This is a genomic window from Robiginitalea myxolifaciens (assembly GCF_900115205.1).
Taxonomy (GTDB): Bacteria; Bacteroidota; Bacteroidia; order Flavobacteriales; family Flavobacteriaceae; genus Robiginitalea; species Robiginitalea myxolifaciens.
This window is the reverse complement of the sequence record NZ_FOYQ01000001.1, coordinates 240,204-254,702: the sequence shown is the minus strand read 5'-3', so window position 1 is coordinate 254,702 and position 14,499 is coordinate 240,204. Positions and strand designations below refer to the sequence as shown.

Below are 14,499 nucleotides of genomic sequence, written 5' to 3'. Positions count from 1 at the left end.
AATTAGGAATTTTGATCAAAGTAAGCCTTTCAGGAGGAATCCGGGCATTGGCTTAACGGAGGTTTAACACATCTTTCATGCTGAATACCCCTTGCTTTCCAACTAACCAGGATGCGGCAAACAAGGCGCCTCGAGCAAAACCTTCCCGGTTATGTGCGGTATGGGTAATATCGATTCGATCTACCGGAGAACTCCAGCTAACCACATGGGTGCCGGGTACTTCCCCTTCCCGGATGGAACGAATGGGCAGTCCCAAGCCAGGGGCTTCCTCGGGTTTCCAGGCCGGGTAATCGCTGTTTTCCACAACCCCTTCTGCCAGGGTAATGGCGGTTCCGCTTGGAGCATCCAACTTGTGTATGTGATGGGTTTCTTCCAGGTGGACGGCATATCCCGGGGCGTTTTGCATGAGCCGCGCAAGTTGTTCGTTTAGGGCAAAAAACAGGTTTACCCCCAGGCTGAAATTCGAGGCATAGAGTAGGGCTCCTCCGGTTTCCCCACAGAGGGCTACTGCTTCCTCGTACCGATCTAACCAGCCGGTAGTACCGGACACCACAGGTACACCCGCCTTCAGACAAAGCGAAATATTATCAAAGGCAGATTCCGGGAGGCTGAAGTCGATAGCTACGTCCATTTGATCGAGTGGCGGATCCGAATCCGGTCCATCGATCCGGGCTACGATTTCATCGCCCTGTTCCGTGGCCAACTTGTCGAGAAGCTGCCCCATTTTGCCATATCCGAATAATCCTATCTTCATTTTGTCAGAATGATATCCGCATCGCCAGCCCATAATTGGGAACTTGCTCAATGGGAGTGAGCTCCAGATAAGGCTGGATATTCAAACTCAGGTTTTCATCCACATTGTATTGTTTCAAATGGGCATCCACATTGGCATCGATAATATTGAGTGCGTAAAGGGCAATAGTAATAAGCATGGCCAGGTCCCGGTCGCGCTGGTAGCGCTCCTGCCCATCTTCCAGGGCCTCCAGGGAAAACAGGGGGTCTGTAGGGATAATATCGTCGTCCGGATTTACGTCGAAGAACTCATCATCGGTAAAACCCGCCTGCCGGCGTTTAAAAGCAGTTCGGAATCGATCGTATAAACCATCATTGTACAGGTAAACGGCAACTCCTGTGCCGATGGCTCCCCATACTATGGGAACCTTCCAGTATCGCTTGTTATAAGCTTGTCCCAGACCCGGGAGTACTGCCGAATAAAAGGCGGCCCGGCTAGGGGCGAGTGGATTGACTTCCTGTCGCTGTTGCACATCTTCAATGGAAATCCCTTTTTCCCGGAGATCCCTTTTCAGGGAGTCCTGGGCTTTTCGTGCGTTTCTCCGAGCTTCTTTCCGGCTTAGCTCCTCCTGCTGCAGGGTGGAATCGACCTGTTGCGGAGGTGTTGTTTGCAGAGAATCGCTGGGTTGCTGTCCCCAAAGTGCAGGGGCAACCAATAGCAGGAGGAGGAAAATGATTCCCCTAGACACCCGTGATTCTTTTGAGAATTCTTCGGAATTCGTCTTCAGAGCTAAAAGGGACCGTAATTTTTCCTTTACTTCCCTTAGCCTGTACTTTAACAGCCGCCTGCAGGAAGGCTTTCAGCTCTTCTTGTCCCTGGGTAGCATAACCCGGGAGCCGCACGGCAGTTTTTGTTGCAGACGGGCTGCCCTGCGTTTGAGGAGCTCCTTCACGGGACTCGCGTACCAGGGATTCTGTCTGGCGAACCGAAAGGCCGTCGGCAAGTATTTTCTCGTAGATGCTGAGTTGCTTGTCGCGATTCTCCACGTTGACCAGAGCCCGGCCGTGTCCCATACTGATAAAGCCATCTCGCATCCCGGTTTGCAGGATGGGGTCCAGTTTCAGCAATCGCAGGTAATTGGTAATCGTGCTTCGCTTTTTACCCACCCGGTCACTAAGCCTTTCCTGAGTAAGGCCGATCTCATCGATCAGACGCTGATAGGACAAGGCAATCTCAACAGGATCCAGATCCTGGCGCTGAATGTTTTCGACCAGGGCCATCTCCAGGGTTTCCTGGTCATTGGCCAGGCGGATATAGGCGGGAATTGTTTTGAGGCCAATTCTCTGAGAGGCTCGGAAACGTCTTTCACCGGAGACCAACTGGTACCGGTTAAAATCCATTTTACGAACCGTAATAGGTTGGATCAAACCGAGTTCTTTGATGGAGGTGGCTAATTCCTCCAGGGCTTCCTCGCTAAAATTTGTACGGGGCTGATAGGGGTTTACCTCAATCCGTTCCAGATCCAGCTCTACTATAGAGCCCACAACCTGGTCGGCATTGCGGTCGCTCGCCGATTTGATATCGTTATCAGGATCGTTTAAAAGGGCCGACAAGCCGCGACCCAGCGCCTGCTTTTTGGTTGCCTTTGCCATTTAAACGGTTTGAGGGTTTTTCTGTAAGAGTTCGTGCGCCATGTTCAGGTAATTGGCCGCGCCTTTGCTGCTCGCATCGTATTTGATGATACTTTCCCCGTAGCTTGGAGCCTCACTCAGGCGCACGTTGCGTTGAATGATGGTTTCAAATACCATATCTCCGAAATGTTTGCGAACCTCTTCGACAACCTGATTGGAAAGTCTCAGGCGGGAATCGTACATCGTTAGTAACATCCCTTCGATATCCAGATCCGGATTATGGATACGCTGGACACTTTTGACGGTATTGAGCAGTTTGCCCAGACCTTCCAGGGCAAAATATTCACATTGAATAGGGATGATTACCGAATCGGCAGCCGTCAAGGCATTCAGGGTGAGCAAACCCAGGGAAGGGGCACAGTCGATCAGGATATAATCGTAGCTGTGTTTTATTCCCGCAAGGGCTTCCTTAAGCATGTATTCCCGGCGATCCTGGTCTACCAGTTCGATTTCGATAGCCACCAGGTCAATATGGGCTGGAATCAGGTCCACATTGGGGGAATTCGTTCCAACCACACACTCGGCGGCTTCTTTAGTATGTTCCAGCAATTGATAGCTTCCGATAGCGATATCCTCCACATCAACGCCCAGGCCCGAAGTTGCATTGGCCTGAGGGTCTGCATCGATCAGCAGGACCTTTTTTTCAAGGACACCAAGGGCAGCAGCCAGATTAACGGTTGTGGTCGTTTTACCTACGCCTCCCTTTTGATTCGCTATAGCAATAATCTTGCCCATAAGTAAGATAAGTTAGGGCTTAAAAATACGATTATTTGCCAGTTGAGGAAACGATAGTTGTTAACAGGAAGTGAATAACTTCGGGGGTTTGAGGACAATAGTGGCTAAACTTTAACAAGCTGAGTCACTTGGCTGCAATCAATCCCGGATACTTTCCAGTAAACCCTCCAGAATTTCTACGGCTGCCTCGCTAATCCTGGTCCCCGGACCGTAAATTCCGCTTACTCCGGCAGCGTGCAAAAAGTCATAATCCTGTTTGGGAATTACCCCACCGACAATTACCCGAATTTCAGGTCTGCCCATATCGGCTAGTGCTTTAATCACCTCGGGAACCAGGGTTTTGTGACCCGCTGCAAGCGAAGACACCCCCAGGATATGTACGTCATTTTCTACGGCTTGCTTTGCGGCTTCGGCCGGGGTTTGGAAGAGGGGGCCGATATCCACGTCAAAACCCAGGTCGGCATAGGCCGTAGCAACAACTTTGGCACCGCGGTCATGACCGTCCTGTCCCATTTTCGCGATCATTATTCGCGGGCGTCGCCCATCGGCCGCGGCAAAACGGTCGGAAAGTTCCTGGGCGCGTTTAAAATCTGGGTCGTTTTGAATTTCTTTGGCGTACACTCCGGTTATGGATTGAACCTGGGCCGTATGTCTTCCGAAAGCCTTTTCCAGGGCCATACTAATTTCTCCCAAGCTGGCCCTTTTGCGAGCCGCATTTACGGCTAAAGCTAATAAATTTGAATCAGTATCCCCCCCGGGTTCTCCGGTGAGCTTTTCTCGCGCTGTCGTTTCCAGAATCGCCAGGGCATCCTGTACTTCGGCCTCATTGCGATTTGCCTTTAACGCCTCCAGGCGTGCTACCTGTTGCTGGCGTACTTTGGTGTTGTCTACTTCCAGAATTTGCAATGGCGAGTCGTCCGGACTTTCAAAACGATTTAAGCCAACAATTACGTCCTTTCCGCTGTCGATTCGGGCCTGCTTGCGCGCAGCGGCCTCTTCGATACGCATTTTCGGGATCCCGGCTTCAATAGCCCGGGTCATACCGCCGTGACTTTCGATTTCTTCGAGTAATTCCCAGGCTTTCTCACAAAGGGCTGCAGTGAGGTGCTCGACATAATAACTCCCTCCCCAGGGGTCCACGGTTCGGGTTATGCCACTTTCCTGTTGCAGGATGAGCTGGGTATTCCGGGCAATACGCGCAGAAAAATCCGTAGGCAGGGCAATGGCCTCATCCAGGGCGTTGGTATGCAGGCTCTGCGTTCCCCCAAAAGCAGCCGCAGCCGCCTCGATCATGGTGCGCGCCACATTATTAAAAGGATCCTGTTCGGTCAGGCTCCAGCCGGAGGTTTGACTATGGGTCCTGAGGGCCATGGATTTCGGGTTTTCCGGATTGAAGTCCTTTACAATCTTCGCCCACAGAAGCCTGCCGGCCCGAAGCTTGGCGATTTCCATGAAATGGTTCATCCCGATCCCCCAGAAGAAGGACAGGCGCGGGGCAAAGGCATCTATTTTCAAGCCGGCGCGAATCCCTGTGCGCAGGTATTCCAACCCATCGGCCAGGGTGTATGCCAACTCCATATGTGCCGGCGCCCCCGCTTCATGCATGTGGTAACCCGAGATACTGATGCTGTTGAATTTGGGCATGTGCTTGCTGGTGTAGCGGAAAATTTCTGCAACCAGGAGCATGGAGGGTTCGGGAGGATAGATATAGGTGTTGCGCACCATAAATTCCTTGAGGATATCGTTTTGAATGGTCCCGGCGAGCTGCTCCGGCGATACCCCTTGTTCTTCAGCGGCTACAATGTAGAAGGCCATAATTGGGATAACCGCTCCGTTCATGGTCATGGACACCGACATCTTATCCAGGGGAATGTCCTGGAAAAGGCGCTTCATATCTTCCACACTGTCAATGGCTACCCCGGCTTTGCCGACATCCCCGGTTACACGCGGATGGTCTGAGTCATAACCCCGGTGGGTAGGCAGGTCAAAGGCCACCGAAAGCCCTTTTTGTCCCGCCGCCAGATTTCTCTTGTAGAAAGCATTACTTTCTTCCGCAGTAGAGAATCCCGCGTATTGTCGTATGGTCCAGGGGCGCTGCACGTACATGCTTCCATAGGGCCCCCGCAGAAAAGGAGGAAGGCCGGCGGCGTAGTCGGTGAGCTTTAGCGCTTCGATGTCCGCGGCTTCGTATTTAGGTTTTAAACCGAGGCCTTCGGCAGTCATGTATTCATCCCCAGTTGCAGCGGACCCTCCGCCTATGGATTTTGCTGTACCCGAAGCACCACCTGATTGTGCGGTGGCTTCCCCGTTATTCCATTGTAAATCCTGAACCTTATCGCGCTTCATCTTCCAACCTTTTAAGTTCATAGGGTAGTGCCAGGCGTCGAATGGGCAGGGGTTCGAGTAGTGTCTTATGTCCATTACCCGGTTTCGCAAAATCGTTGGAGACTGCTCCCGCCATTTGATCCGCCGGATTCGGGTAAACCGTTGTGCCGACCAATACCTGTTCGCCTTTAGTCAGATCTTCCTGTTCCCGGGTGGCGTTCTCTCGTATTTTCCGTTGGAGGGTATGGGATTTTAATTGCTCGAGCAATCCTCCTCCTTGCTCCATTGATTTAAAGAGATCCAGGGCTTTGCTGCCCAAGTCTTCGGTAAGGGATTCAATGTAATACGCTCCGTCGGCGGGATTTTGCACTTTGTCCAAGTGCCCCTCGTGTTTTAATAATAAGAGCTGATTACGTGCAATGCGATCCCCAAAAGAATTGTGGTCCTGATACAGGGAATCGTAGGGCAAGTTGCTGATTACGTCTGCTCCCCCGAGTACGGCAGCCATTGTTTCCAGGCTGGTTCTGAGCATGTTGGTGTTGTAGTCGTACAGGGTCTTGTTGCGCAAAGATGGCCGGGCGATTATCTGACACTTCCCGCTGTGGCCGGAAGCCGTGCCCAGGAGGTACCACAATTTCCTGAGCGCCCTTAACTTGGCAATATCCATAAAGTAATTTCCCCCTAAGGCTACCTTAAATACGGGTGCAGGCAAACGACTCAGATCCTGACCGAGCGCTTCCAGACGCAGCAGGTACTCTTGAATATGAGCCAGGGAGTAAGCCAGTTCCTGAACCCGGTTGGCCCCGGCTTCCTGATAGACTTCCCCGCGAATCAAGATCCTGAAATGTCCGCTTTCGGCTTTGAAAGCGTATACGGCTTCGCTGAGATCCTGCTTCATATTTTCCACCCAGTTTCCGGTGGCCGCCAGGTTACCAACGGGGTCAATCAGGAAAAGGTGTGGTCCCCTAAGCTTGGAATCCGGGATTTTTGCACCCGCACATTCCCAAAGAATCTTGCTACCATCCGGCAATTGATTCTCCAGGTCATTCAGCCATGAGGTATTCGAAATATCCCCGGGAAGGAGCAACCTTTCCGCTCCCTGGGTTAAAGCTTCAAGGGCAACTTCCAATGGGTCGGTCGCGCGAGCAGGATCCAGGGAATATCCTATTTTCCAGGAACCCCTGTCCGGGTTTACCAAAGCAACGGATTTCAGATCTTCAGCGGTGTAGTAGGGCTTGATGCGAATCCCTTCGGGCGTCAGGTGGGTGAGGAGTTCATTAAAATCCCCTCCCTTGAGTTCGGCCTGTATTTTTAGTTTCCACGCCTTGGGGTCTATGGGCGGAAATTCTTTAAATAATTCGTTAGCGGTCATCCGGCTCTTGTTTGAGGCTATCCTGATATTCGATAATGTAAATATCCTCTCCTTCCTTTTTCAAAAAGTACTTTTCTCGCGCAAATTTTTCCAGTTCGGCCGGGTCGGAAAGCCTTTCGATAATTTCCCGGTCCCGGGCAATCTGCTCTTGCAAAAACTCTTTCTGCTGCTGTAACTTCTGATTTTCACGATGCAGTTCGTTGTGGATCAGCATGGAGTTGGTGTCAAAGAAGAGCATCCAAACCACAAAGACGCTCAATATCAGCACATAAATATTACTGGCTATTCTGAACCAGCGCTTTCCCCGTAAGTTGGCAAACCACTTTTTCACACTAATTTTTCATTGATGATGGTCCGGACAATGTCAATGGCTACCGTATTATACCGGTTATTGGGAATTATGATATCCGCGTATTCTTTGGTAGGCTCAATGAATTGTTCGTGCATGGGTTTCAGCGTATTCTGATACCGGTCCAGGACCTCCTGCAGATCCCGCCCACGCTCGTTTATATCCCTTTTAAGCCTCCGGATAAGGCGTTCGTCCGAATCCGCATGGACAAAGATTTTGATATCGAAAAGTTCGCGAATTTCAGGATTCGTTAGGATCAGGATCCCCTCTACGATCATGACCTTTCTCGGAGGAGTAGGCACCGCATCTCCCGTGCGGTTATGTTCCTTAAAGGAGTAGACGGGCTGGTCAATCGTTTCTCCTTTTTTCAGCTTTTCCAAATGCTCGTGCAGCAGGTCAAAATCAATAGCCGAAGGGTGGTCAAAGTTAATCTTGCTCCGCTGTTCATAGTTCAAATGCGAGAGATCCTTGTAGTAGGAATCCTGGGAAATCACGCCAACTTCTTCTACGGGCAGCTGCTCTATGATTTGGTTGACTACGGTAGTTTTACCGCATCCTGTCCCCCCCGCAATTCCAATGGTCAGCATTCCGCACGTTTTGGGCAAAATTAGGAATTTCCCCGATGATTATTTTATTGCTAATTTCCCCGGAAGACTAAAAATGGAATCTATGAGTAACCAATATCGCCTTACCGTTGCGGGATACGGAACCTTTGAGCTCAACGAGGCAGCGGCCGGTGCAGCAGAAGTGATCGAAGAGGCAGCCGGTGGCAAGCTCCATGTGTTGGACGGGGAGCAGCGCTTTCAGGCGCGAATCCAGTCCGGGGGATTCCCTCAAAAGCATTATGAGGTCCTGGTTGGCAATACCACTTATGAAGTGCAGATTGCGGATGCCCTGGACCTTCAAATCGAAGCGATGGGATACAGTTTAAATTCTGCCAGCAGCGTTTCCCAGATCGAAGCGCCCATGCCGGGCTTGATCCTCTCTCTGGAAGTGGAGGCCGGGGATACGGTGGAGGAAGGTCAGACCTTATTGGTGCTGGAAGCTATGAAGATGGAAAATGCGATTCGTTCGCCCCGGGATGGTAAGATTAAAGCGGTTGCTGTTTCGGCAGGGATGGCAGTAGATAAAAAGGCCCTGTTGCTGGAATTTGAAGATTAAGGTTATGAAGAAAGTATTGATTGCCAACAGAGGTGAGATCGCGCTGCGGGTTATGCGCACGGCCCGGAAAATGGGACTGGCTACCGTGGCAGTGTATTCGGAAGCGGATCGGGATGCACCCCACGTCCGTTTTGCCGATGAAGCGGTTTGCCTGGGCGGGCCGGCTTCCTCCGATTCCTACCTCAGGGGAGACCGGATTGTAGCCGCAGCCCAGCGACTTGGGGTAGACGCCATCCATCCCGGTTATGGATTCCTGAGTGAGAATGCCGGATTTGCCCAGCAGGTCACGGCAGCTGGACTCGTTTTTATCGGGCCTGGTCCCAAAGCCATTGAGGTAATGGGCGACAAGTTGGCGGCCAAGGAAGCGGTTAAGGCCTATGGCATTCCCATGGTTCCGGGCACGGAAGAGCCGATTAACGATCCGGAAGAAGTTCGGGAAATCGCGGCACAGATCGGGTATCCTATTTTGATAAAGGCCGCTGCAGGAGGTGGGGGTAAGGGGATGCGCGTCGTGGAGAAACCCGCCGAATTGAAGGAACAAATTGCCCGCGCTATGAGCGAGGCGGAATCCGCATTTGGCGATGGCTCGGTATTCATCGAAAAATATGTGGCCAAACCCCGGCATATTGAGATCCAGATCATGGCCGATACCCACGGTAACATCGTACACTTATTTGAGCGGGAATGCAGTGTTCAACGCAGACACCAAAAGGTGGTGGAAGAAGCTCCTTCCGCTGTTCTGGATGCGGAGTTGCGAAATGCTATGGGAACGGCTGCCGTTGATGTGGCACGGGCCTGTGATTATGTGGGTGCGGGTACGGTAGAATTCCTCCTGGATGCCGATCATAACTTTTACTTCTTAGAGATGAATACCCGGCTGCAGGTGGAGCACCCGGTAACCGAATTGATCACCGGACAGGATCTGGTGGAATGGCAAATCCGTGTGGCTCGTGGCGAAAAACTTCCGCTTTCTCAGGAGGAATTACGCATTCAGGGTCATGCTCTCGAATTACGGGTTTACGCCGAAGATCCTTTGGATAATTTTTTACCCAGTGTGGGCCAACTCGCGACCTACACGTTACCGGAAGGGGAGGGCATACGTGTAGACAATGGCTATGAGCAGGGAATGCAGGTCCCGATTTATTACGATCCCATGCTCTCCAAGTTAATCACGTATGGACCTGACCGGAATGCGGCTATCCGACGTATGATTGATGCCATTGCGGCCTATCGGGTAGAAGGGGTAGCAACTACCCTGGAGTTCGGGGATTTTGTCTGCAGGCACCCTGCTTTTGTCAGTGGGGATTTCAGCACCCATTTTGTAAAGCTCCATTATCAACCCGAAAAGATTCGGGACCAAAAAAAGCGCGAAGCGGAAATAGCTGCCCGGATAGCCCTGCGACATTACCTGAAGGAGAAAGGAAAACTCAGGATAAATCACGCTTAAGCCACCCATTTATCAAAATCACTATGGAAGATAAAATTCAAAAGTTGCAGGAGAAGTTGGCCGAAGCCCGTCTGGGTGGAGGTCAAAAGCGTATTGACAAGCAACATGAGAATAAAAAACTAACGGCACGCGAACGGGTCATGTATCTGTTAGATAAGGATAGCTTTGAGGAACTGGGTATTCTGGTTACCCACAGAACCACTGATTTCGGGATGGCGGATCAGCAGTTTTACGGCGATGGGGTCGTAACAGGATATGGGACCATCCACGGACGACTCGTCTATGTCTTTGCCCAGGATTTTACCGTTTTTGGAGGCTCGCTTTCGGAAACGCATGCGGAGAAAATTTGCAAAGTCATGGACCTGGCCGTGAAAGCCGGGGCACCCATCATTGGATTAAATGACTCTGGGGGAGCACGGATACAGGAAGGGGTTCGTTCCCTGGGTGGGTATGCCGATATATTTTACAGGAATGTCCGGGCTTCCGGGGTAATTCCTCAACTGTCTGCGGTTATGGGTCCCTGTGCTGGCGGTGCGGTATACTCCCCGGCAATGACGGATTTTATTACCATGGTCGAACAGACCAGTTATATGTTCGTAACCGGACCGAATGTAGTTAAAACCGTCACCAACGAAACCGTAAGCGCAGAAGAACTGGGCGGAGCACAAACCCATGCGGCCAAATCGGGTGTTGCCCACCGGACTGCCCCAAACGATGCGGCTTGCCTGCTGGATCTGCGTACACTGCTCACCTATATTCCTCAGAATAACCGGGAACTTCCTCCTTCGCTTCCTTACGAGTTGGGAGAGGAATACCGGGAGGCCTTACAGGAGATCATCCCGGCCAACCCAAACCAGCCCTACGATATGAAAGAAGTGATTTCGGGGATTATTGACACGGACAGTTTCTTCGAGATCCACGAGCAATTTGCCGATAATATCATTACTGGTTTTGCACGCCTCGGCGGGAGGAGTATTGGAGTCATAGCGAATCAACCTCTGGCCCTGGCCGGGGTTCTCGATGCGGATAGTTCCCGTAAAGCTGCCCGATTTACGCGTTTCTGCGACAGCTTTAATATCCCCTTGTTGGTGCTTGTGGATGTTCCTGGATTCCTCCCGGGGACGGATCAGGAGTGGAACGGGATAATTGTTCATGGCGCTAAACTTTTGTACGCCCTTAGTGAGGCTACCGTCCCGCGTATTACCCTGATCACCCGAAAGGCCTACGGAGGAGCCTATGACGTAATGAACTCCAAGCATATTGGAGCCGACCTCAATTATGCCTGGCCGGTAGCGGAGATTGCCGTAATGGGAGCCAAGGGAGCCAGTGAGATTATCTTCCGAAAAGAAATCAATGCTGCAGCGAATCCGACCGAGAAACTGGCCGAAAAGGAGGCGGAATATGCCGATACCTTTGCCAACCCGTATCGGGCTGCGCGCCGTGGGTTTATCGATGAAGTAATCCTGCCCCGGGAAACGCGCCGCAAGCTTATTCGCGGCTTTGCTTCCCTAGAGAAAAAAGAAGTGGAACAACCCCGAAGGAAACACGGGAATATTCCACTTTAAGCAACTCTACGTGTATTAAAAAGTAAAAACCGCCCTACTGCAATCCAGTAGGGCGGTCTTATTCTCCCATGGCATGGGAATTAGTAAACGTACTTGCGACTCTCGGTCCATTTGATACGCTTGCTCTGTCTGAAACTGGAGAAGAAAGCATACCTCCTGGATTCAGTCGGAGAATTGGTGCTATTGCGTTTCATATTGCTGATATTCTTAAGTTATTAATTTGCTCTTTTAATCGCGGTTGAAGGTCACTTTTCCACTTTCCATATCGTAAACCGCCGATATGATATTGATCTTACCTTCATCTTCCATTTTAGCCATTGTTGGAGAGGCATCCCTGATATTCTGGACTGTCCTCATGGCATTATTGGTGATAACCGCATTTGTAAATTCTACGTTTTCGGAGGAAATCGCTCCCTCTACCGGGGTCTCATTTACCGCAGGTCTGATCTCATCCATTAAATCGGCCAGTGAGTTCATGTTCAACGCTCTGGCATCTACATTGTCGATAGTGGATTTTACCGCCCCGCAAGCGGTATGCCCCATAACAATGACAACCTTAGACCCGGCAACGGCCGTGGCAAATTCCATCGAGCCCACGATATCCTCGTTTTCGATATTTCCGGCAACCCGGGCTACAAAGATGTCTCCAATCCCCAGATCAAATACATCTTCTACGGGTACCCGGCTATCTACGCAGGACAATACAATTGCCTGTGGATATTGGCCGATCATTGCCTTGCGGCGTTGGGCGGAATGATCGCGGCGGGTTAGATTGTTGTTCATGAAATTCTCGTTACCCTTTTTAAGTCTGCCGATAATTTCGTCAGGCGTCATACTGGCCTGTTCTTCGGCAGTCAGGATACTCTCCACAGCTTCTTCGAGCTGGCGGGGTTGGTTTTCCGTCATAAGCTCCTGTGGATTTTCATTGGCCTTCTCCTGGCACCCTGTAAGCAGGGCCAGAACCGAAAGCGCTAGAACGGGTAAAAAATTCTTTTTCATAATTGCAGATTTAGTTAATAGTTAATCGAGGTGTCAATTTTTAAAATGTGTGATGTAAGCTAAATTGAAGTTGTCCTTTTTGCCAGTTTACCGTGGTCTGTTGCATCCATCCCACTTGCATTCTCAGCTTATCACTGAGCGCGTATCCCAGGCCTAAATAGGTCCGGTTTCGGTCAAAAAACTGAACTTCCAAGTCTTCACCTATAGTCCTTTCTCCGTTTATAAAAAGCTCATTGTAAAAGGCGAAATAGGGGGTTCCTTTATCCAGGGTAGTACCCTCGAAAGGCACGTTGATAAAAATGTTGTATCGAAATCGGGTACGGAAATCCTGCTCGGCTACCCAACGTTGTTCATAGCGGAATCGATGCGTAAGTAAGAGTCGTTTCAAAATCACATTAGAAAAAAGCGCTTCCTGATAGATACGATTTTCCACTACCGGGTTATCGATATCAGTGCCGAATTGTCCGGTGGAAATATTTGCGTAACCCAGGGTGAATTTTACCCCCGAATCTTTAGGCGTAAAGGTTAGTCCGGAGCGCAGTAATAATTGTTCTCTGTCTCCGAGTCCCCGCCAGTCCCGGTATTGAAAGTCGCCCTGGACTCCCCATTGGGTATCTCCGAAATCGGCACTGTAGAAGTACATGTACCAGGCCCCGAGTTGATCTTCGTCTGGACCCTGCCCATAAGATGCCTGAAGGGTCAGACCAAGGAGGATAAATACTAATATTCGCTTCATATTGTTTAACGATATAGCTTAAAAACGGAACAAAAATAGCCCTGCATGCAATCATGGCAATGGCAATTAACAAATATTTAATAGTAATACTTTTAGAATAATACAGTAAAACTAACATAAACGATAGTAGTACTATCAATAGAATAATAACTATCAGAAAAACAATGGGTTATGGATGGTCTCCAGGATGCCTCTTCCCGTCAGAAGATGGGTTAAGTCACATAGAAAGTCAGGTCTGGACCAGAAGAACGCGGGATACTGCGTGAAAATAAGTGTCTTTTAAGGAAGGTATACGACGCCGGAACAGCTGCTTCGGCTGGCCCCGGTCACAGACGCCAGGACATTGGGTTGTCCTTCGAGTCGGAGGGCTCCCAATAAGGCAAAAACCAAAGCCTCCTTATAATCGATTACCTCGGGATCCGGGATTACCGCAGCTACCTGTGCTCCGCAACTCGCCTGAATCCGCTCAATCAAATAAGTATTTCGTGCGCCACCTCCGGTGATCAGCAGGCGGAAGTCGCTTCTTTCGCTAGATGATAGGGTATTGGAGATTAGGTTGTTGATTTGTTTTCCAATCTGAGCGGCAATGTGTGCTACTGCAGTGTGCAACAAATCCGGTAAAGCCCCGGGATGATTCTTTAAAATGGGAATCATTGCATCGCGAAACCACTCGTATCCCGTACTTTTTGGATAGGGTAAGCGGTAGTATTCCAGGGAATCCAGCGCCTGTTGTAGGGCGGGTATAAGTTGTCCCTCCCGGGCGATAGCGCCACCCTTATCATATTCCAAACCCTCCTCCCGACACAGATAATTCAGAAGCATATTGGCGATACCAATGTCGTAAGCCAGGCGGTTGCCTTCGGCTTCAAAGGAAACATTGCTGATTCCCCCAAGGTTCAGACAAAAATCGTATTCCGGGAACAGTAGCCGGTCTCCGAGCGGCACCAGGGGTGCGCCTTGTCCTCCAAGGGCCACATCGAGGCTTCTGAAATCACCAATTACCGGAATGCCCGCTTCGAGCGCAAGTTCCTGGGGAGCACCTAGTTGAAAGGTGAATCCCGATTCGGGTCGGTGGTGAATGGTGTGCCCGTGGCTGGCTATAGCATGGGCTACAGCCTGGTGATTATCCAGAAATTCCCGGGCTTGTTTTCCCAACCAGCGGCCATACTCCGCGTGAAAGGCCAGCAGAGAAGTTGCATCCAGGGCAATAGCTTCCTGTAGCTTGTTTTTGAAGCCAGGGGAGTAGTCAATACAGGTCTTTTCCAGGATGCGATACGTCCATCCGGAATCGTTGCAATCCAGGTCCGCCAGGACCATATCCAAACCGTCCAGCGAGGTTCCGGACATCATGCCAAGTATGCGATACGTTTTTGCTTCCATCGGTAT

Annotated in this window: 14 protein-coding genes; 3 read left to right on the top strand and 11 right to left on the bottom strand. The window is 50.6% G+C overall.

What is annotated here, in order from left to right:
- Positions 1-52: 52 nt before the first annotated feature.
- From dapB to udk, 8 genes are all read right to left on the bottom strand, one after another.
- A complete protein-coding gene (gene dapB / locus BM318_RS01085; protein ID WP_092979988.1) occupies positions 53-754 on the bottom strand; it encodes a 4-hydroxy-tetrahydrodipicolinate reductase in 702 nt (233 codons plus the stop codon).
- Positions 755-758: 4 nt separating this feature from the next.
- Positions 759-1,481, bottom strand: a complete 723-nt coding sequence (locus BM318_RS01080) for a DUF5683 domain-containing protein (protein ID WP_245759705.1) — start codon at positions 1,479-1,481, stop codon at positions 759-761.
- Positions 1,474-2,385, bottom strand: a complete 912-nt coding sequence (locus BM318_RS01075; RefSeq protein ID WP_092979986.1) for a ParB/RepB/Spo0J family partition protein — start codon at positions 2,383-2,385, stop codon at positions 1,474-1,476. Before BM318_RS01075 ends, BM318_RS01080 begins: the two co-directional genes overlap by 8 nt.
- Positions 2,386-3,159, bottom strand: coding sequence for a ParA family protein (locus BM318_RS01070; RefSeq protein WP_092979984.1), 774 nt, complete (start codon positions 3,157-3,159; stop codon positions 2,386-2,388).
- Positions 3,160-3,297: 138 nt separating this feature from the next.
- Positions 3,298-5,505, bottom strand: coding sequence for a methylmalonyl-CoA mutase (scpA, locus tag BM318_RS01065; protein WP_092979983.1), 2,208 nt, complete (start codon positions 5,503-5,505; stop codon positions 3,298-3,300).
- Positions 5,492-6,856, bottom strand: a complete 1,365-nt coding sequence (locus BM318_RS01060; protein ID WP_092979982.1) for a methylmalonyl-CoA mutase family protein — start codon at positions 6,854-6,856, stop codon at positions 5,492-5,494. The genes scpA and BM318_RS01060 overlap by 14 nt, the downstream gene beginning before the upstream one ends.
- Complete coding sequence (locus BM318_RS01055; protein ID WP_317040328.1) at positions 6,846-7,187, bottom strand: FtsB family cell division protein; 342 nt, start codon at positions 7,185-7,187, stop codon at positions 6,846-6,848. The genes BM318_RS01060 and BM318_RS01055 overlap by 11 nt, the downstream gene beginning before the upstream one ends.
- Positions 7,184-7,792, bottom strand: coding sequence for a uridine kinase (udk, locus tag BM318_RS01050; RefSeq protein ID WP_092982007.1), 609 nt, complete (start codon positions 7,790-7,792; stop codon positions 7,184-7,186). The genes BM318_RS01055 and udk overlap by 4 nt, the downstream gene beginning before the upstream one ends.
- 82 nt (positions 7,793-7,874) lie before the next feature.
- Between udk and BM318_RS01045 the strand changes: the two genes are divergently transcribed.
- The 3 genes from BM318_RS01045 to BM318_RS01035 are packed head-to-tail and all read left to right on the top strand — an operon-like array spanning position 7,875 to position 11,378.
- The gene (locus BM318_RS01045; RefSeq protein WP_177218236.1) at positions 7,875-8,366 is read left to right on the top strand and encodes an acyl-CoA carboxylase biotin carboxyl carrier protein subunit; all 492 of its coding nucleotides are present in this window, start codon (positions 7,875-7,877) and stop codon (positions 8,364-8,366) included.
- A gap of 4 nt (positions 8,367-8,370) precedes the next feature.
- A complete protein-coding gene (locus tag BM318_RS01040) occupies positions 8,371-9,813 on the top strand; it encodes an acetyl-CoA carboxylase biotin carboxylase subunit (protein ID WP_092979979.1) in 1,443 nt (480 codons plus the stop codon).
- 23 nt (positions 9,814-9,836) lie between these two features.
- Positions 9,837-11,378, top strand: coding sequence for an acyl-CoA carboxylase subunit beta (locus BM318_RS01035; RefSeq protein WP_092979977.1), 1,542 nt, complete (start codon positions 9,837-9,839; stop codon positions 11,376-11,378).
- A 228-nt stretch (positions 11,379-11,606) separates the two neighbouring features.
- On the opposite strand, the gene BM318_RS01030 is transcribed toward BM318_RS01035, so the two are convergent.
- From BM318_RS01030 to BM318_RS01020, 3 genes are all read right to left on the bottom strand, one after another.
- Entirely contained in the window at positions 11,607-12,377 is a 771-nt protein-coding gene (locus BM318_RS01030; protein WP_092979975.1) for a carbonic anhydrase family protein, read from the bottom strand.
- A 40-nt stretch (positions 12,378-12,417) separates the two neighbouring features.
- The gene (locus BM318_RS01025; RefSeq protein ID WP_092979973.1) at positions 12,418-13,113 is read right to left on the bottom strand and encodes a DUF2490 domain-containing protein; all 696 of its coding nucleotides are present in this window, start codon (positions 13,111-13,113) and stop codon (positions 12,418-12,420) included.
- A gap of 279 nt (positions 13,114-13,392) precedes the next feature.
- A complete protein-coding gene (locus BM318_RS01020; RefSeq protein WP_092979971.1) occupies positions 13,393-14,493 on the bottom strand; it encodes an anhydro-N-acetylmuramic acid kinase in 1,101 nt (366 codons plus the stop codon).
- Positions 14,494-14,499: the final 6 nt, after the last annotated feature.

Excerpts from the sequence above, each read along its gene's own strand:
- dapB (WP_092979988.1), bottom strand. The coding sequence starts at position 754 with ATGAAGATAGGATTATTCGGATATGGCAAAATGGGGCAGCTTCTCGAC.
- BM318_RS01025 (WP_092979973.1), bottom strand. The coding sequence starts at position 13,113 with ATGAAGCGAATATTAGTATTTATCCTCCTTGGTCTGACCCTTCAGGCA.
- BM318_RS01070 (WP_092979984.1), bottom strand. The coding sequence starts at position 3,159 with ATGGGCAAGATTATTGCTATAGCGAATCAAAAGGGAGGCGTAGGTAAA.
- BM318_RS01075 (WP_092979986.1), bottom strand. The coding sequence starts at position 2,385 with ATGGCAAAGGCAACCAAAAAGCAGGCGCTGGGTCGCGGCTTGTCGGCC.
- scpA (WP_092979983.1), bottom strand. The coding sequence starts at position 5,505 with ATGAAGCGCGATAAGGTTCAGGATTTACAATGGAATAACGGGGAAGCC.
- BM318_RS01060 (WP_092979982.1), bottom strand. The coding sequence starts at position 6,856 with ATGACCGCTAACGAATTATTTAAAGAATTTCCGCCCATAGACCCCAAG.
- BM318_RS01035 (WP_092979977.1), top strand. The coding sequence starts at position 9,837 with ATGGAAGATAAAATTCAAAAGTTGCAGGAGAAGTTGGCCGAAGCCCGT.
- BM318_RS01045 (WP_177218236.1), top strand. The coding sequence starts at position 7,875 with ATGAGTAACCAATATCGCCTTACCGTTGCGGGATACGGAACCTTTGAG.
- BM318_RS01030 (WP_092979975.1), bottom strand. The coding sequence starts at position 12,377 with ATGAAAAAGAATTTTTTACCCGTTCTAGCGCTTTCGGTTCTGGCCCTG.
- udk (WP_092982007.1), bottom strand. The coding sequence starts at position 7,792 with ATGCTGACCATTGGAATTGCGGGGGGGACAGGATGCGGTAAAACTACC.
- BM318_RS01040 (WP_092979979.1), top strand. The coding sequence starts at position 8,371 with ATGAAGAAAGTATTGATTGCCAACAGAGGTGAGATCGCGCTGCGGGTT.
- BM318_RS01020 (WP_092979971.1), bottom strand. The coding sequence starts at position 14,493 with ATGGAAGCAAAAACGTATCGCATACTTGGCATGATGTCCGGAACCTCG.